This is a genomic window from Olsenella massiliensis (assembly GCF_001457795.1).
In the GTDB taxonomy this organism is placed as follows: Bacteria; Actinomycetota; Coriobacteriia; order Coriobacteriales; family Atopobiaceae; genus Olsenella_F; species Olsenella_F massiliensis.
On record NZ_LN898211.1, the window covers coordinates 544,521 to 561,785 of the forward strand.

The 17,265-nt window shown below is 59.5% G+C and carries 14 protein-coding genes; 7 read left to right on the forward strand and 7 right to left on the reverse strand.

Annotated elements, in window-relative coordinates; translation table 11 throughout:
• Positions 1-1,003: 1,003 nt before the first annotated feature.
• The 3 genes from BN3001_RS06435 to BN3001_RS06445 form a co-directional block, all read right to left on the reverse strand.
• Positions 1,004-5,113 carry a Cna B-type domain-containing protein gene (locus tag BN3001_RS06435; RefSeq protein ID WP_058270935.1) on the reverse strand — a complete coding sequence of 1,370 codons (4,110 nt, stop codon included), beginning with the start codon at positions 5,111-5,113 and terminating at the stop codon, positions 1,004-1,006.
• 642 nt (positions 5,114-5,755) lie between these two features.
• Positions 5,756-7,489, reverse strand: coding sequence for an ABC transporter ATP-binding protein (locus BN3001_RS06440; RefSeq protein WP_058270936.1), 1,734 nt, complete (start codon positions 7,487-7,489; stop codon positions 5,756-5,758).
• Positions 7,490-9,310, reverse strand: a complete 1,821-nt coding sequence (locus tag BN3001_RS06445; protein ID WP_058270937.1) for an ABC transporter ATP-binding protein — start codon at positions 9,308-9,310, stop codon at positions 7,490-7,492.
• 177 nt (positions 9,311-9,487) lie between these two features.
• Here BN3001_RS06445 and BN3001_RS06450 point away from each other — a divergent pair, with 177 nt between their 5' ends.
• The 3 genes from BN3001_RS06450 (at position 9,488) to BN3001_RS08395 (ending at position 11,123) form a co-directional block, all read left to right on the forward strand.
• The gene (locus BN3001_RS06450) at positions 9,488-10,504 is read left to right on the forward strand and encodes a helix-turn-helix transcriptional regulator (protein ID WP_058270938.1); all 1,017 of its coding nucleotides are present in this window, start codon (positions 9,488-9,490) and stop codon (positions 10,502-10,504) included.
• Complete coding sequence (locus BN3001_RS08685; protein ID WP_058270939.1) at positions 10,504-10,809, forward strand: DUF4143 domain-containing protein; 306 nt, start codon at positions 10,504-10,506, stop codon at positions 10,807-10,809. The genes BN3001_RS06450 and BN3001_RS08685 overlap by 1 nt, the downstream gene beginning before the upstream one ends.
• Positions 10,810-10,949: 140 nt before the next feature.
• Positions 10,950-11,123, forward strand: coding sequence for a hypothetical protein (locus BN3001_RS08395; protein ID WP_156410039.1), 174 nt, complete (start codon positions 10,950-10,952; stop codon positions 11,121-11,123).
• Positions 11,124-11,233: 110 nt separating this feature from the next.
• On the opposite strand, the gene BN3001_RS08640 is transcribed toward BN3001_RS08395, so the two are convergent.
• A complete protein-coding gene (locus tag BN3001_RS08640; RefSeq protein ID WP_268872528.1) occupies positions 11,234-11,713 on the reverse strand; it encodes a helix-turn-helix domain-containing protein in 480 nt (159 codons plus the stop codon).
• Here BN3001_RS08640 and BN3001_RS06470 point away from each other — a divergent pair.
• A complete protein-coding gene (locus BN3001_RS06470; protein WP_058270942.1) occupies positions 11,639-12,274 on the forward strand; it encodes a class I SAM-dependent methyltransferase in 636 nt (211 codons plus the stop codon). The genes BN3001_RS08640 and BN3001_RS06470 overlap by 75 nt on opposite strands.
• A 22-nt stretch (positions 12,275-12,296) precedes the next feature.
• Here BN3001_RS06470 and BN3001_RS06475 read toward each other — a convergent pair whose 3' ends face one another.
• The 3 genes from BN3001_RS06475 to BN3001_RS06485 form a co-directional block, all read right to left on the reverse strand.
• Entirely contained in the window at positions 12,297-12,548 is a 252-nt protein-coding gene (locus BN3001_RS06475; RefSeq protein ID WP_058270943.1) for a hypothetical protein, read from the reverse strand.
• A gap of 156 nt (positions 12,549-12,704) precedes the next feature.
• A complete protein-coding gene (locus BN3001_RS06480) occupies positions 12,705-14,066 on the reverse strand; it encodes a sensor histidine kinase (RefSeq protein ID WP_058270944.1) in 1,362 nt (453 codons plus the stop codon).
• Between the two features lie 4 nt (positions 14,067-14,070).
• Positions 14,071-14,772 carry a response regulator transcription factor gene (locus BN3001_RS06485; RefSeq protein ID WP_058270945.1) on the reverse strand — a complete coding sequence of 234 codons (702 nt, stop codon included), beginning with the start codon at positions 14,770-14,772 and terminating at the stop codon, positions 14,071-14,073.
• Between the two features lie 131 nt (positions 14,773-14,903).
• Here BN3001_RS06485 and BN3001_RS06490 point away from each other — a divergent pair, with 131 nt between their 5' ends.
• Genes BN3001_RS06490 through BN3001_RS06500 form a run of 3 tightly spaced genes read left to right on the forward strand, consistent with a single transcriptional unit; the run spans position 14,904 to position 17,197 of the window.
• A complete protein-coding gene (locus BN3001_RS06490) occupies positions 14,904-15,701 on the forward strand; it encodes an ABC transporter ATP-binding protein (RefSeq protein ID WP_058270946.1) in 798 nt (265 codons plus the stop codon).
• Entirely contained in the window at positions 15,698-16,423 is a 726-nt protein-coding gene (locus tag BN3001_RS06495) for an ABC transporter permease (protein ID WP_058270947.1), read from the forward strand. Before BN3001_RS06490 ends, BN3001_RS06495 begins: the two co-directional genes overlap by 4 nt.
• A gap of 9 nt (positions 16,424-16,432) precedes the next feature.
• Positions 16,433-17,197, forward strand: a complete 765-nt coding sequence (locus BN3001_RS06500; protein ID WP_058270948.1) for an ABC transporter permease — start codon at positions 16,433-16,435, stop codon at positions 17,195-17,197.
• Positions 17,198-17,265: the final 68 nt, after the last annotated feature.

A 17,265-nucleotide genomic window follows, 5' to 3' on the forward strand; every position in this document is an offset into this window, starting at 1 on the left:
ACAGAGGTCGGTCGGAATAGCAATCGCAATTTGAGACTTGAAGGCAACAAAACAGATTCAGAAGGTAATAACGCTTGCGTGTAGTCACCTACAATTCTTAAAACCACATTTTTGCAGCTCAACGGCATTACTCTTCTATCGGAAATCTCTATTCTCTTATCGAAAGCCACCGAACGCGGTTTAGCGCGGATCAGGCCATGTAGTCAGTTGCACGCAATCGTATTCCGTTTCCGCAGTTCGAAGGCACTATTCGCGTATCGCCCGAAAATACTCTCCTCGGGTGACTACAGAGCGTGTAGTCACTGCTGACTACAGGGTGACTACACGGTTTTCGAGATGGGAGAGTAGAGGGAATCCCAGCTCACCCGCCCCGCTGACTACATCAAAACGTGCCATGCAACGATTGAGTGGGAATAGGTACGTACTCTTTGCGGGGGAGGTCGGATGCGGTCTCCCTCGTTGCGGTTTTGCTTGCCAAACGCCACGGATCATTTCAAGCAGACCAGCCCTGCCTGCCAAAAGCCACGTTTCGTTTCGGAAAAAATGTCAAAAGCCACGTTCCGTTTCAAAGGGTCTGACGTTTGTGCAGGTAGATTTTTTTCGCGTGAAAGAGAACGTGGCTTTTGGCTAAAAAAGTGAAGTAGACCGTGGCTTTTGGCACCCTGCCTGGAGGGGATATGAAGTTACGTCCATAAAATGGCATGAAAGATGGGAAGTGAGCCAAAGGCCCGTCTCTGATCACGGGTATGCTGCGTCCCACGGAGGACCAGATGCTTTTCGAGAGACGCCCCTGGGAGTGAGATGACCTCTCTCACATCGTGCTGACGTTGGCGGTCGTTGAGAAAATGACAGTCCTGGCGGGGTTGAAGTCGAGAGGGTAGGGGCCGGGCCCGATTTTGCCTCCTGACAATGTCCTGCTCGTAGTAAAAAGGAGGGCCCTTGGGGCCCTCCCGGTCCTGCTTATCTGTGGCGCCCGAGCCGTGTGGCGCCGGGTGTCTTGAGCCTATCTGATGCGCTTTGAGCTAAGACGATGCCCCAGGAAGAGCGCGCCCAGCGCGGCGGCGAGCGCCAATCCTGCCAGACCATAGGTGCTGGTGGTATCGCCCGTCTTGGGGAGGGGCGACTTCTCAGACTTCTTGGGCTGCTCAGGCGTGCCGGGCTCACGCGGTTTGTCCGGCTTGGTATTGGTGATGGTAAAGCCCGCCCCCTGGTTGCCGGCGATGGTGGATTCGTACCCTTCGACGGCAATCTCGTCCACCGTATAGACCACGGGGTTTCCGTCCTCATCGAGCGCCGGGAGCTGCTCGAAGCTTCCCGTCCATCCGTGCTCGGCATCCAAAACCAGCGTCTTATCCGTGGGCTGGCCATTGCGAATCAGGGTGATGGTGATAGAGGAGGGGCGCTCTGCGGGGGTGTCGTTCTGCCACTGCTTGGTGACGGCGATGGCGGTCGTCTCGACCTTCTTGTTCTTCACCAGCAGCGGACGTTCGAAGCTTCCCGTGCCTTCGGCGTCATCGGGCGCCTTCGTCACCTTGACGTCGTTGCCGGTCACCTCAAGCTGCAGCGGCTCCTTGAGCTTGAGGTACCCGTCGGGAGCCGTCGTTTCGGTCACGGTGGTGGTACCCTCGGCAAGTTTGATCACATAGAGCACGCCGTTGGCATCGCTCAACGAGGTGACGGTCTGGCCGGTGTTATCGGTGTACTGGAAGACGGCCCCTGCGAGCGGGTTGCCCCGCTCATCGACCTTCTTGATGACGGCGTAGGGATAATTCTGAATGGTGGCGAAGGCGGCGTATTTCTGTGTCTTCAGTTCCGCATGACCGCTGGCGCCGGGCTTTTCCTGCTCGGCGCTGAGCTCAACGTGGTTGTTAATTACATCGGCGGTCAAATCGACCGGCTTGAGGATGGTCGCATACTCGAATCGGTAGGCATAGGGCAGCGCACCCTCGGGCGTCTCGGGCAGCGTGAAGGTGATGGCATGCTCGTGCACGTCATAGCGAAGCCCAACCTCGCCGTCTTGCGGGGTACCGGTCACCACGGTGACCGGGGTGTAGTTTTCATACTCGCCACTTGCGGCCAGCTTGTTGGATCGCTGAATGGTGAAATTCTCCAAGACGGCATTGCCCTTTTCGTCAATAGGGATGCCGATGTTCTTGTCCAGCGTGTCCTTAAGCACCACATTGTGAAGCGTGATGTCGAACGGCTTGTAATCGAAGCTCCACGCAAGGCGGTCTCCCACCACCTTTGGCGCCTGCTTGGAAAGCATGGTGGAGGTGACCGAGGCAGAGCCTGTTGCCGAGGCGAGCTTTTGGTCGCCTGCGGTGAGGGTTACGTTGTTTTTGAAGGTAACTTCCTCGCCCTGAGGTGTGCTCTTCATGAGCTTCTCAAAGACGTCTTCCGACACCTTGGCGCGTATGACGATGAAGTAGGGCGTTCCGTCGTACTGCTTGAACGTCCAGGTCATGTTCGCCTTGTCGAACGTAAGCTTGGCCTGGTCAGGCGTCAGCTTCTTAATAGCCTTTCCTGGAGGCATGAACGAGGCAAACGGCGCACTGCCCGGGATAACGACGCCTCCGTAGTCGATGAAGCCAGGCGTGCCCGGCTCGGCCTGATAGAGGTAGTAGTCAGGCCCGCCATCCTCGACAGGCACTAGCGTGAGGCCGTCTTGCAGGGAGTCTTGAATCGTGAGCTTGGTGAAGTCGCCCGCAGGCTTGGTGCCTCCAAGCTGGGCGAGGTAATCGCTTAGGTTGAGCCCCTGTGGGTTCACGTCGATGCGAAAGAGGATGGTGCGGTCCTTGTGGTTGAAGGTCTTGGTGGGCTCCACCTCAGGTATCCCGGTGATGAAATCCCGCCACGAGCTCTTCCAGCCGTTCTTGCTGACATCGTCCATATTGTCAAGGTTAGCGTCATATTCCATGGCGAACTTGTCGAGGAGATTGCCCGGCAGTTCGTATCTGTCGACAGCGGAGAGGGTCTTGAGGGTCGCGCCGCTGCCCACGGCAAGCACGGCGGTGTTCTTATACCTGAGTTCAAAAGACCCACTCGGCGTCTTTTGCAGATGCTCGACGATGTTTTGTGCCCGCGTGTTGAGGGTAAAGGTGTATTTCTTGATGTGCGAGAACCCGCTGATTTTGACGATTTCACCCACCTTGGTGCCGCTGGCATTCACGATGGGAAGCACCGTCTCGGAAAGCTGTGTGCCCGGCTGGCCTGCTGTGGCGCCCTCGTCCTTGTAGCTCAGCGAGCCCGGCACATACGCCTGATTGAAGTTGAAGAAGGTCTCGTTCCGCTCGCCTGCAATCAGCTTGTTTAGCAGGTCCTGGTCAAATGAGCCCTGCACCTGGAGGGCGTTCTTCTCCGCATTGAAGGCGTCTTCGCTTCCGTAATAGAAGCATTCATAGGCAAAGCGCTCGTCAGACGGAAAGACGTTGGTGAAGTCCACCGTCACCGACCACGGCAGCAACCCCTGGTTTAGCACCGTGGGTTTATAGCTTTTCAGGGCGTGCTTTTCGATGGTTGCCAGACCGCTGTAGACGGGCGGGTTCTTGGGATAGACCACCTCGGCACAGGTGTGTATTTCGGCATCATTCTTGAGCGGTCCGATCTCAGTGTTTGCATCATATATCTGCTTGACGGCGATGCGGTACTGGCCACTGAGACTCTTGATGAAGAACCAACGGTTCTCGACGGGCTTGTACCCATCGTTTGCTTGTACTGGCTTGGTGGGCTCATGCCACCCGGTGCCGAGATCATAGAGTTCTGCGTTGTAGGCAGATAGGTCTGGACACTTCTTGTTTTCCCCATCTGGGAAGGTGGGAAATGACGTGGCGTCAGCGGGCGTCTGCACATCGGTGACCTGCGTCCAGCTGCCGTCTTCCCCGGTCATGCTGTGCTCATAGGTGACGTCCACGCGCTTGGGCGCCGCCTGGCCGTCAAGCGACCCACTGAGGATGTCCCCGACCCAGGCCGGTCCGTAGCTCTCATATGGGTTACCGGCAATGATGGTCCAGATGAGCTCACGCTCGCCGGTGTCCTTGTTGACGTCAATCTTCTGCAGGTTTTTCTTGAGTTCGAGCGGGGGATGCACGACAACCGTGGTCTTGTCCCGCTTTTCTTCGGTATTTGGAATCTTGAGCGTGGCCTCGTTGGTCACCGAGGCGGTGGTTGCAGGGTTGGGCACCTTGGTTTGAAAGCTAATCTTGGCGGTTGAACCTTGGAAGTCATTGGGGAAGACGTACGTCACGGTCTTGGTCGCTGCGTCATAGACCAGGGCATCATCAATGGCCTGGTTATTCACGGTAAAGCTACCCGCGACGTACTCGCCAACAGTCGAGAGGTCGTCGGTAAACGTCTCTCCGCCGAGATTGGTGGCTCCGGCGCTGGATGTCTTTTTCACAGTACTTATCCAGGTGATGGTCTCTTTGGTGGACGCATCATCCAGGGCGCCCGCTTTAGTGAGGCTGTACTGGATCTTCTCTTCTACGGTGGGGAAGGGGTAGGTCTTGTCGAGCACTTTGACGAACCGGTTGTTGCTGCCGGGCGTTTGCGAGGACTGTTCGGAAGCTTGGTAATGGCCGGTAAAGTGAACCGTGAGGTCCCTTCTGCCATCACTTTCGAACTCGAACTGCCCGTTGGGGTCATGGAAGGTCATGCGAGCTGTGACAGGGCCGTCCCCATCCTGAGTGAGCGTGATGGTGCCAACCTGCTTGCCGTCATCAGGGCTGCCTGGCGCCTGCAGGTAGACGGGAACGGAGTTGCCGGACGCATCGGTCGCTTTAAAGTTCTCACCCAAGCTGAATTCTGCATAGTCACCATCGTTGACCTGCTGGGATGCATCGGTGATGCCTCCTGCCGCAGGTGTGCCAATCATAGTGTCTTTGATAATGGGGAAGCTGAAGGTGACCTCCACATCAAAGGGCTGTTTGGGGTCCACGGTGTCAGTGACCGGCTGACCGTTTTGCGAGACCACACCCTTTAGCGTGGGGCTGATAAGTGCCGTTTTATCTTGAGAGCCGGCAGCGCGTGCGTAGTTTGGCAGCACGATGGACACTGCGCTCACGAGCAGTGTCATCATCACCATGGTGAGCATTGAGATGCGACGTTTGAGTTTCATTGTTGCTCCTTTTCAGGTAAATGATAGGCGCATTGTAACAAAAATCGCATCTCTCGGTGCTGAGATGGGGGATGAGTCCCTGCACTTATTCGGCGAGGGCGAAGATGATGGGAACTATGAGACGCTTTGGGCGTCGCCGTTGGTGCGAGCGAACTATGACGCTATTTCCTACTTTGGAGTAGCTACGATGACTCTTATGCCAAGTTTGCTCTGTGAGTCGTGATCTGGATTTTGCAAGGCGGATTCGTTCAGGCGATTTCGCCTGGCTTTTGGGCTTCGCGAAGCGAACCTGTGCCCGAGTTCTTGCCGCCGCAGCACAATCAACTTGCCAACGTATCAAACAACTTGCCAAACTTGTCAAAAGAAGTTAGCAAGTTGTGAGAGAAGCGGGCCCGAGGAACGGACCCGCTTTACGTTGGGATGAGAGCTTCTCGAACGGCCCGCCGTCGTGGCCGTGCTCCATGCGGCAGGCCTCCTCGGCACCTTGGTGACGCTCGGTTTCGTGATGCCTGGGCGCTCGGCGATGTCGACGTTTCGGCACCATCCCCGCTCGGTGCGGACGACGAGGATGGCCTTAAGCTAGTCTTCGTATGACTCTCGGACGCGGGGACGGGCAACCCTCGTTAGCGCCCCGACGATTTCCTACAGCGTCCATTGGGCGCTTTCCCGCTGCAGACGGACCATGCGGGCAAACAGGCCGTCCCGCTCCATAAGCCCGGCCGGGGCGCCCTGCTCGGCAACACGTCCGGAGTCGAGCACCACCACCTTGTCAGCATTCGCCACCGTGCGCATGCGATGGGCTATTACGATGACGGTCTTGCCAGCGAGCAGCCTCGAGAGCGCCTGCTGTATCTCCGTCTCGTTTTCCACGTCAAGCGACGCGGTCGCCTCGTCGAGCAAGACGATAGGCGCACCCTTGAGCAGCGCTCGCGCAATTGAAATCCGCTGGCGCTCTCCGCCGGAAAGGCGCGCTCCGTTCTCGCCGATCATCGTGGCGTAGCCCTGCGGCATGCGGGAGACGAACCCGTCGCAGTTGGCAGCCCGCGCTGCGGCGAGCACCTCCTCGTCGGATGCGCCGCGTCTGCCCAGGCGGATGTTGCCCATCACGGTGTCGTCGAACAGCACGACGTCCTGGAACACCATAGAAAAGTCTCCCAGCAGCACCTCGGGGTTGACCGTAGCCACGTCGACGCCGCCCACGGTCACGCGACCGGACGTTGCGTCCCAGAAGCGGCACGCGAGCTTCGCGCACGTTGACTTGCCGCTTCCGCTGGGTCCTACGAGAGCGGTGACCTCGCCCTCGCGCGCCGTGAATCCCACGTGCGCGAGAACCCGCTCGCCGCCCTCATAGGAAAACGACACGCCGTCGAATACGACGTCATGGCCCTGCGGCGCGTAGTCATTGCCTCCTTGCGCCAGAGGCTCCTCGAAGAAGCTCTTCATACGAAGGCTCGCCGTTTTGGCCGCGAACAGCTCGGCGATGAGCATGAGACACTGGTCGAACGGTGCGTAGATGCGCGACACCACCAGCAAGAAGCAGAACAGCGTCATGAAGCCGCACGTGCCGTCAAGCACGAACGCTGCACCCGCCAAGATTGTGGTAGCAAGCCCCAGGCGCAGCATGATCTGCGCGCCGTTCACGAAGATGCCCATCATCAGCTCGCCTTTGATGGTCTGCTTTTCGGCGGCGTCCACGTCGGCGCGGATATGCTCAAGGTAGCGTTCCTCCTGGTTGGTGGCGCGCACTTCGCGCACGCATTCAAGCGCTTCCTGGATGTCGTCGGACACGGCAATGTTCTTCATACGCGTCTCGCGCATGAGCGGCGCCAGGATGCCCCGTGCGCCAAACAGCAGCCCCAGCGCCACCGGCGCGCTCCACAGCGCCGCGATGGTCAGTCGCCAGTCGAACACCAGCAACCCCGCCGCCGCCACGCCCAGCATGATGTAGGCGCCGTACAGCTCGGGCAGTACATGGCTGTAGGCATGCTCGATGGTCTTCACGTCGCCCATGATGGTCTCGGTGAGGTCGGCCAAATCACGCCGCCCGAAAAACGACAGCGGGAGTTTCCGCAGACGTTCGGCCAGCCCGATGCGCTGTCGGCCGCTCTCGTTGTATATGACGCCGTACTGGTAGTAGTAGGCGAAGTACTCGGTGACGAACAACACCACTATGAACACGACAAGCCCCGTCAGATACGGCAGAAGATCGGGCAGCGGTGCGCCACTTATCGCATGGTCGACAAATGCCCCCATCGCGAGGAATAGGATTCCCACGCCCGCAAACACCGCAATGTTCGATACCGCCGTCCACGTGGCACCCAGCTTGACATTGCGCACGCCCTCGTCGGTGAGGCCGTATTTCTCTTTGATGGACATCTACGCCACCTCCTCGGACGTGATTTTCCAGCTGACGGCGCGCTCGTAGTCCGCCCACATACGTGCGTACAGGCCACCCGCCGCCAGCAGCTCGTCGTGGGTCCCCTGTTCCGCCACGCGTCCGGCGTCCAGCACCACGATCTTGTCGGCCTTGCGTACGGTGGAAAGTCGATGCGCCACCATCAACACGGTGCGCTTCTTGCCACCGCGCTCACTCGCCAGCTCGGAGAATGCCCTTTGTATCTTGACCTCGTTTTCCGGATCGGCGAAGGCCGTTGCCTCGTCCAGCACCACAATGGGCGCATCTTTCATGATGGCGCGCGCCAGCATGAGCCGCTGCACCTCGCCGCCGGAGAAATGAGCGCCCGACGCACCGTATATGGTATCTACGCCGTCAGGCAGCTTCTCTATAATGTCGTCGCATTGGGCGGCGGAAAGCGCACGGGCGACCTCTTCGCGTGTGGCATCGGGCCGCACCGCGCGCACATTCTCAAGCACGCTCTGCTTGAACAGGCGGTTTGCCTGAAACACGAACGCCACGTGCTCCATCAGCCTGTGCGGGTCCATGCCTTGCACATCCACACCGCCCACCAGCACGCGCCCCGCGCATACGTCCCAAAAACGAGGCACCAGGCTGGCCGCCGTGGTCTTGCCTCCGCCGGACGGCCCCACCAGCGCCACGGTCGACCCAGCCGGCACGCTGAAGCTCACATGGGACAGCGCGGGCTCGTCGGCTCCCTCGTACGTGAAGCTAACGTCGTCGAACACGATGGAGGTATCGGCCGGCTCCTTCGGCGCGGTGGGTGCCTTTATCATCGGAGCCGCCAGCACCTCTTCCACGCGCCTTACCGCATCGGTGGCCGACTGCAGCGCATCCGACATGAACATCACGCGCGTCATGGCAGTGGGGATGACCGCCGAAAAGATGGCGTAGAACGCGAAGTTAGCCAGGAACGTGTCGAAATTGCCCTCGCCCGGCGCCAGAAGGATGGCCACCGGCACCAAGAGCAGCGCCACGCCGTTGATGATGGTCAGCGACAACGACTGCGGCGTGCGGCACCATTTCACCGCATAGTCCTGCGCAAGACGGGTGAACTCCTCGATGGCGTCATGGAACGCCTTGAACGAGTGCACCGTCTGCTGGAACACCTTCACCACAGGGATGCCGCGCACGTATTCGGTGCCCGTCTTGTTCATCTTGACGAGCGATTCCATGTACCTCGTCATGAATTCCATGCCGCGTCCGCCCATCATGTAGAAGATGCAGACGAGCGAGAGAATCACCGGCACCAGGCATGCAAGACCCAGCCGCCAGTCGAACACGAAAAACAGCACCAGCATGCCCACGATCATCGCCACCGAACCAGCAGTATCGGGCAGCTTGTGGGCAAGCATCCCCTCCGTCTCTGCGGCGCAGCCGTCCACTACGCGTCGCAGCGCACCGCTCGCATGCGTGTCGAAATACCCCAGGCTCGCGTGCATAAGATGCTCAGTCGCCCTCTTGCGCATGTTCGCCGCGCAACGGAACGCCGCAAGATGCGTACACATGAGCCCTACGAAGTACAGCAGGATAGACGCGATGGAAAGCCCAAAAGCCCACCAGCCGTACACTGCGATACCCGTAGCCGCGCTCCAGTAGGGAGCTACGGCAATGAGGTCGCGCGCCACCAGCCAGATGCATACGTAGGGCCCGAACCCCACGACCATGGAGATCGCGGAGAGTGTGCAGCCCAGGTAGGTGAGTGCTTTGCGCGGCCCGGCGAAATCGAGCAGCCGCGACACGGCGCTGCGTCTGCAGGATGGCCCCTCCTTTTTGTCCATACGAAACCTCCGATCTTGATCTCGTGCGACGCCCCGATGAAGGCGGCGTCTTCGATGCACTTGATAGTTAGTTGCAGTTAACATACCATCATGCATGGGTTCTCCATTTCCACGGCCTGGAAACGGGGACGTTCGCGAAACGAAGTAAGACAATCGCGAAACCGCAGGAGATCGAGCATGAGCGCACTACGAGCAGCCATCCCACAGCATTTACGAACGTTCGTGGAACCGCAGATAGAGCAACTGTCCCTCAGGATGGAATCCGTTCGCAGCGGCCTGTACGCGACGCTTCCGGAATCGCTCGGGGAAGGATTTCTCTGGACGGCGGCGCTCGGAGAGGACTGCCTCGTCAGCATGCACTCGATTCGCCTGAAGAAGCCGCTCATCCTCGAGGAGCGCCCGACGGATTTCTTCTGCATCTTCTCGGGGTCGTCGGCGACGCTTCGGTTGCTGCCGAACGCGCGCACCGAAGTGACTGCGGAACGCGAGAACGTCATTTCGTTCTCCCAAGCGGGCGGGACTACGCGCTTCCTGATGCAGGCGGGAAACCTTTACAAGTCGACGAGCATCACCTACACGCCCGGCTATTTTGAAGGTCTGAGGAAGAGGTTCCCCGACGATTTTGGGGATGCGGAGGCGACAATGCGCGCGTTTGGATCCGCAAGCCCTTCCGCCGAGATTCGCGCCATTCTTAGGTCATTTAACCCCGAACGGGCCTCGTTGCCAGGGGCGTCGCCGTATTTTCACGCAAAAGCGCTCGAGGCGGCAACCGCCCTCTCGGCCTGTTCCCACACTGGAGCCAAAGACGAAGCGGGATGGACGAATCGCGCGATCGTGGAGCGGGCGGAGGAGATCATCTCGGCGCGGTTTTCCGAGGGGCTTACCGCAAAGGCGATTGCAGATGAGCTTTTCGTGAGCCGCTCGCGCCTCTACGACGCTTTCAGGAGTGTACGCGGGACGGGCGTGGCAGAGCGCCTTCGGGCGGAGCGCATGAGCGCCGCCTGCAGCCTGCTCGGCTCCGGGGAGACGGACGTGGCGCGCGTAGCGCGCGCGGTGGGATACGCGCGCACCTCGGCGTTCGACGAGGCATTTCGCCGAATGTTCGGCTGCTCCCCCACGCAGTGGCGGTGTCGCCGTCTGGAGCGCCCACAAATTGAACTATCCCAAAAGCATTGCGAGTTTGCACAGAAGTAATGAGGGAGGCACCGCAAACGGCTGAGACACTCCTTTTGAGTTTCCCCAAGAGAAGCCTGCGTGACGTGTGGTTTTACCGCGACTCAAAAAAGCGTGAGATAGACCTGCTCATTCAAGAGGGTCACGTCTTGCATCCTGTCGAAGTGAAAACGTCCGCGACGGTGGGGGAGGATGCCGTGAGGAACTTCTCCTGCCTCGACAGCCCGTCTGGCTACGAAGTCGGTTTTGGGCATGTGGTCTGTCAGACCCCGGATTCATATTTCATCACTCGGGAAGTCCAGGCGGTTTCCGTGTGGGCAATTTGATGTGTGCGCGAGCCCTTGCCGGCCGCATGGGGGCCGAAGTCCCCGACGAAGCTGCGCCACAGCAACTGGATGCGGCGGAGCCGAAGGCGCTAACGGAGCCGAAGGCGCTAAGCCTTCAGCGGGCGTTTAGGGGCTCTGGCATGGCCGAGGTGCCGGTCGTGGATCTGCCGCTGTGCCCTAGGTCGAGAAAGGACATCGTGAACATGTTCTTGGAGACGCATTCGGACAGGCCCAATCTGACGGAGCGCGCGTGGCAATCGCTGGACGATTGCGAGAGCAGCCCCGAGGTTCTGGTGGGGCTGCGGGGCATTTGACGGCGGGCAGGAAAAGGTCCGCACTTTGGGTGGGGCGCGGACCTTGGTAACGTTTGGCGGTATGGACGCGTCGATTTCAATTTTCCTTTCCCGAGCGACCAACCGTTCTCTTAACGCTTCGCAAGCGCCGCGATGAGCTCGGCGCGCTGTGTTTCCGTGAGGCTGCTCGCATTGCGGGCGATGAGACGGATGGCCTCGTCCGTTTCCTGCTCATTGGCGGTCCCGGTGATGTCCGCGGGCTTCACTCCCAGGGCCTTGGCCAAAGCGGCAATCGTGATCGCCCTCGGCACTCGTTTGCCGTTGACGTACCTGCTTACCGCAGCCGGGGTGAGGTTCGTCGCCTTGGCCTGTGTGACTTGGGGCCTTCCCGACATCCATGCCGCGCGCTCTCGAGTGGCTCCGGGCAATGGAGCCGACCTGCGTTGCCTAGGGCAGAGAACAGAGCCAGCGACATTGTCCGCACGCTCTTCTATAATGTTATGACAGGCTAACTTTTTTACTGAGGGAGACGCTCTATGACGCCCGAACAGTACAAGCGACTCTCTATCAGGGAGTTCACCAAAGCGGCAAAAGCCTATGAGACCGATCATGCGGGCATCTATGAGATGTGCAGGGATGACTACCCACCCATGCTGGCGGAACTCGAGACTGATCCGTTCGATAACGTGCTCGACGTAGGCTGCGGCACGGGCCCTGTTATCGAGCTACTCGCCAAGAAGTACCCCGAAAAACACTTCGTAGGCCTCGATATCACGCCGGCGATGATTGAGGCCGCCCGGTCGAAAGGGCTTTCAAACGCAGAGTTCGTGGTGGGCGACGCCGAGAGCCTGCCCTTCGGAGACGAGGGCTTCGATGCGGTCTTATGCTCCAACAGCTTCCACCACTATCCCAATCCGGGCGCCTTTCTGCGCGAGGCCCATCGCGTGCTGCGCCCCGGCGGCAAGCTCATCCTGCGCGACTATACCTCAAACGATGTTGTGGTTTGGCTCATGAACACCTTCGAGATGCCACTTGCGCGTCTGGTGGGCCACGGCGACGTGCGCATTCTGAAGATGGGAGAATACCGAGAGCTCGTGGAGGCAGCGGGCTTCGCGATCGAGAAGCTCGTTGCCCAGAAGGGGTTCCGCGCGCATCTGGTTGCAAGAAAGTAACGCCGTACATCTTCGCGAGTGGTCACAAACCAAGCGGCGTCATCAGCAAAGGAAAGCCCGCCGCCACAGGGCGACGGGCAAGGTGAGCAGGAGCCTCCTTGCAGTATGCGCTTCCGTCCTCCATATGAAGCCGGGCCACGGAATAGAACGTCGTCTTTTCTGGGGAGAGGGCGAGGTCGTATCTGTAGCCCTCGATGCTCTCGAGCGTCTTCCCGCGAAGGGTCCCGAGGATAGCCCTGTCCTCGTTAGGGATGAGGTAGTTGTGGTCAACCATCAGCTCTCTCCTTTGTAGAAGTGGATTTTGCGGACATAGTTCTCACCAACGATATTGAGGTCGACGGCGGGACTGCGAAAGCGGCCCTGCCCCAGCTTTTGCCCATGGTCCGTTACGTAACGACGACCGCATCAGGCCCCACGCTCGTACGTCTCCTCAACGGAGGGGAAGCGTTATCGTCGTCTTGAAACCACCGCCGGCAGCAGAGGAAAAGGATATCCTTCCGCCATGGGCTCTCACCACCCGTGAGGCAATCTGCAAGCCCAGCCCGTGCCTACGGTCGAGGCTCTCGTCCACTCTGCTTGAGCGCTTCTGTCTTTCAGAAAGGGCCTGCAGCTCGCGTGCCGCCATCCCGACCCCGTCGTCCTCGATGATGATACGAGCATCTGTATCGGTCGTGCTCAGATTGATGCGCACCCGGCAACCCTGCGGGTTGTGCACGATGCTGTTCTGGATGACATTGCCCATTGCCCGTCCGATCAAGCGCTCATCGCACTCGACGATCGCTCCCTCGGCCGCTCCGTCTGCCTCTATCTCTATCGCGAAATCCCTTCCCTTGGATGCGTTGATTGCGTCGGCGGCCGTCTTTCGGATGACCTCCGCCAGTCTCGATTGCGCCATGTGGAAAGGCTGTGCGTCATATTCCAGCCGTGAGGCCAAGTTGAGGTCGTTGACGAGGCCGTCGATCTTCGCGCTCTGAGCGCTGATGACGGAGGCGCGATCGGCCGTCTCAGGGGCGATGGAGCCGTCCTGGGCGATGATCTGCGCATTCCCCATGATGAGGGTGAGCGGCGTCCGAATGTCATGGGATATTCCGGCTATCCAGTCGACTCGTGCCTCGTTCTGTTTGACGATGAGCTCGGACGCGCGAGCGACGCTCTCAGACAGGCTGGTAAGCACCCCTTTCGGCAGGGGGCCCGCCGCCTTGCCCGTCCCTAACGCCTCGACCGCATCCGCGATGGGTTCCAGGCCGGACAAGATGCGCCTCTTAGAGAACCAAAAGACAAGGAAGAGGCAGGTCACATCGAGGACGACCATCGTTGTCGCAAAGGCAGGAAGCGCCCTTACGGCCCAGATGGGGATGTAGTTACTAATGATTTTCATGAAGCTGTCTTGGGGATAGCCCACGACCAACAGACCATCGCCGGTAGTGCGCACAAAGACAGGGTAATCGGCGATATACCCCTTGGAGAAGCGCGCCACGTCTTGCAGGCCGTAATGACGGGGGACCTCTTCGGGCAAGTCCACCGACCATGCGCAGTCCCCACCCGCCTCGATGAACATCGCCCATATCCTCCGGCTCCGCAGCTCCCGCTCGGCCTCTGAGGATATCCCCGAAGCATCGGAGGCGCCCTCGACGGAATCGAGCAGGGTTATCGGCGATGCCTCTCTCGTCTTGCCTGCGATCGCATCAAAGAAGAAGAGCCCAAAAACCAGGGCGTTCATCACGACCAGGCCGACTATGAGGGCGGCGAACGAGGCGAGGTTCCTCGCGATATACGAATGGAGGGTCTTCATGGCGTCACCCGCACGTATTCAGCTTGTATCCGAGGCCCTTGAAGGTAACGAGCGATACCGGACGCGAGGGGTCGCGCTCGATCTTCTCGCGCACGCGTCGAACGTGAGCGTTGAGGGGGTTCTCGTATCCGAAGGCGTTGCCTCCCCATAACGCCTCGCAGATCACGTCAGTCGTAACCACGTTGCCCTGGTTTCGAGCAAGGACTTCCAGCAGGGCGTACTCCTTTGCCGTCAGCGCAACCGGCCCGTCATCCCTGACAACCTCGGCCTTGTCGAAGTCGATCACACAAAAGTCCAGCCGGACCCGGGCGGCACCTGCAGGATACGTCCTTCTGAGCACCGCATAGAGGCGCAGCAAAAGCTCTTGGGGAAGAAAGGGCTTGGGGATATAGTCATCGGCTCCCAGCCCAAGCCCTGAGACCCTGTCGATAGGCTCGTCCTTTGCCGTGAGAAATATCACCGGAACATCCGACGTCTTGCGCACCTTCCGCATGAGCGAAAAGCCGTCGCCGTCGGGGAGCATCACATCCAGAAGCAGCAGGTCCGGCCGTGCTTCACCAAAGCGGTCGAGCGCATCTGCCACATTGGAGGCGACAAACACGTGCGTGAACCCGGCGTCGGTCAGTATGTCAGAAACAAATGCTAGCAGCTCTGGCTCGTCGTCGACGAGCAGCAGCCTTTTTCCATGCCAAGGAGAGTTGTCCATGCAAAGCCTCCCTTCGAACAGGATACAGGCCCTCGTTAGGGCTGTCGGCAAAAGTAAGGAAAAAGTCACGCGTCCGACCGCAGAATGTCAGATGGGGCGGATACCTTGTTTTTATGACGAAAGGAGCCGCGATGAAGCGCGCGCATTTCAAGCAGGCACATCATCCTCCCCTCATCATCGAGACGCGCGACCTGACGAAGCGCTATAAGGATTTCGTCGCCGTAGACGGCGTCTCCATGCATGTGAGGAAGGGAAGCGTCTACGGGTTCCTCGGACCCAACGGAGCGGGAAAGTCAACAACCATGAAGATGCTCCTTGGGCTCACCGCCCCTACGGCGGGAGAGTTCAAAATTGACGGCATGCGCTTTCCAGGCGACAAGACGGCAATCCTCAAGAAGACAGGCTCCTTCATCGAGTCACCTTCCTTCTACGCGAACCTGACGGGCAGGGAGAATCTCGACGTCATTCGAAGGATACTGGGCCTACCCCAAAGCTCGATTGACGAGGCCTTGGAACTTGTCGGGTTGGCAGAGTTTGGAGGCCGTCTTGCAAAAAAGTACTCTCTTGGAATGAAGCAGCGGCTGGGGCTTGCCGGCGCGCTTCTTGGAAGGCCCCCGATCCTCATCCTCGACGAGCCGACGAACGGGCTGGACCCGGTTGGCATCCACGAGATACGAAACCTCATAAAGTCCCTTCCGACGACGTACGACTGCACGATTCTTGTCTCGTCCCACATGCTGTCCGAGATAGAGCTCATGGCTGACGACATCGGCATCCTCAATCACGGGAGGATGCTCTACGAGGGAAGTCTTGACAATCTGCGGTCCCAAGCGCTCTCCTCGGGTTACGCGGCCGACAATCTGGAGGAGCTCTTTCTCGCGATAATCGAGCAGGACAACCTCGCGAGGAAGCAGAAGGCCCTCCTATGAGCGCGATATCGATCGAGCTGCGCAAGGAGCGCAGGACAGGGGCCGCCATCGTGCTGCCGGCCGTCGGTCTCATGGGGAGCCTGTACGCATTCGCCAATTTTCTCGTGCGCGGGGAGACGCTGCTCAGCCTGCCACTTGACCCCATGGATATCCTGCTTACGCAGCTCTATGGAATGATAGTCGTTCTCAACATGTTTGGCGCCATCGTCGCAACGTGCACGGTCTATGGCCTGGAGTTCAGAGGTGGGGCCATCAAAAAAATGCTCGTGATGCCCCTGAGCATGGCCAAGATATATGCGAGCAAGCTCCTCGTCCTCGCGGTAGGCCTTCTTCTCGCCGTCGCGATGCAGAACGGGGCGCTCGCCCTGATCGGCTCGAGCAGCCTGCCCCCCTCCTCTTGTGATATGGGCCAGGTGCTTGTGTTCGCCGGATACTCCCTCGCCACCTCCATGCCCGTGCTCACGTTCATGCTGCTCGTGTCGTCACGGTTTGAGAACATGTGGATTCCCCTCGGAATGGGCGTGGCGGGCTTTCTGAGCGCCGTGGCGCTCGCCGGCGTCGATCTTCCGCTGACGCTGGTGCACCCCTTCGTCGTGATGCTGAAGCCGGCAATCGCCATGAGCGCTCAGCCGGACATCGCGGTCCTTGCGGCATCGGCGGCTCATACGGCCGTTTTTCTCGCGGCTGGCGTCTGGCTCTCTGGGCGTGGTCACTATGAGTAGGAGGCGGTCATGAGCCTTTTGGGCCTTATCGGAATCGAGCTTGTTAAAGTGCGGAGATCGAAGATAGTGCCCCTCATCTTCATTGCGCCAATCCTCGTGATCATCTCGGGCGTGGCGAGCCTGGGCCGCTATCTCACGCCTGAGTACACGAACGCGTGGTCTGCCATGTTCGTCCAAAGCGCGCTCGTGTACGCATACTATCTGCTCCCGCTCAGCATGATCGTCGTGTGCGTGATGATTGCGGGCTGCGAGACGTCGCACAACGGCATATTGAAAATGCTCGCGCTCCCCGTCAGTCGCCACAAGCTCTCCGTGGCGAAGTTCCTGGTGGTCGTCTTCTTCCTGCTGATGGAAGTCGCCGTCTTCTTTGCCGTCTTCGTGCTTGCCGGCCTTGCCGTCACTCAGGCGACGGGGGTCCGCGAAACGCTGCCCTTTGCGTACCTGTTGAAGTCATGCGCCGGGCTTTTCCTCACGATGCTCCCCTCCGTCGCCGCCATGTGGGCAATAACGGTGACGTTCGAGAAGCCCCTCTCTGCCATCGGGCTCAATCTTCTGCTCGTCATCCCAGGCGTCCTCGTCGCGAACACCCCGGCATGGATAGCCTATCCATACTGCTATAGCGGCTACCTCGTCTCCTGCTCGCTTCACGACTTCACCGCCGGGGCGACATCGACCTCATTTCGACCCTTCCCCTTCGTCCTGTGCGCAGCGCTGCTTCTTGTGGTCTTCCTCTTTCTGGCGGTATTCCGATTTGGCAAGAAGGAAGCTAGGTAGAGATGCATACGAAAGCAGTCACGCTCCGATTATCGCTGTGCCGGTGTTGATGCCCCCATCGTTCTCTG

What these genes read in the sequence shown, in the direction of transcription:
- BN3001_RS06495 (WP_058270947.1), top strand. Translation starts at nt 15,698, where the DNA reads ATGAGCGCGATATCGATCGAGCTGCGCAAGGAGCGCAGGACAGGGGCC.
- BN3001_RS08395 (WP_156410039.1), top strand. Translation starts at nt 10,950, where the DNA reads ATGGCCGAGGTGCCGGTCGTGGATCTGCCGCTGTGCCCTAGGTCGAGA.
- BN3001_RS06490 (WP_058270946.1), top strand. Translation starts at nt 14,904, where the DNA reads ATGAAGCGCGCGCATTTCAAGCAGGCACATCATCCTCCCCTCATCATC.
- BN3001_RS06450 (WP_058270938.1), top strand. Translation starts at nt 9,488, where the DNA reads ATGAGCGCACTACGAGCAGCCATCCCACAGCATTTACGAACGTTCGTG.
- BN3001_RS06500 (WP_058270948.1), top strand. Translation starts at nt 16,433, where the DNA reads ATGAGCCTTTTGGGCCTTATCGGAATCGAGCTTGTTAAAGTGCGGAGA.
- BN3001_RS06475 (WP_058270943.1), bottom strand. Translation starts at nt 12,548, where the DNA reads ATGGTTGACCACAACTACCTCATCCCTAACGAGGACAGGGCTATCCTC.
- BN3001_RS06470 (WP_058270942.1), top strand. Translation starts at nt 11,639, where the DNA reads ATGACGCCCGAACAGTACAAGCGACTCTCTATCAGGGAGTTCACCAAA.
- BN3001_RS06435 (WP_058270935.1), bottom strand. Translation starts at nt 5,113, where the DNA reads ATGAAACTCAAACGTCGCATCTCAATGCTCACCATGGTGATGATGACA.
- BN3001_RS08685 (WP_058270939.1), top strand. Translation starts at nt 10,504, where the DNA reads ATGAGGGAGGCACCGCAAACGGCTGAGACACTCCTTTTGAGTTTCCCC.
- BN3001_RS06445 (WP_058270937.1), bottom strand. Translation starts at nt 9,310, where the DNA reads ATGGACAAAAAGGAGGGGCCATCCTGCAGACGCAGCGCCGTGTCGCGG.
- BN3001_RS08640 (WP_268872528.1), bottom strand. Translation starts at nt 11,713, where the DNA reads ATGATCGGTCTCATAGGCTTTTGCCGCTTTGGTGAACTCCCTGATAGA.
- BN3001_RS06485 (WP_058270945.1), bottom strand. Translation starts at nt 14,772, where the DNA reads ATGGACAACTCTCCTTGGCATGGAAAAAGGCTGCTGCTCGTCGACGAC.
- BN3001_RS06480 (WP_058270944.1), bottom strand. Translation starts at nt 14,066, where the DNA reads ATGAAGACCCTCCATTCGTATATCGCGAGGAACCTCGCCTCGTTCGCC.
- BN3001_RS06440 (WP_058270936.1), bottom strand. Translation starts at nt 7,489, where the DNA reads ATGTCCATCAAAGAGAAATACGGCCTCACCGACGAGGGCGTGCGCAAT.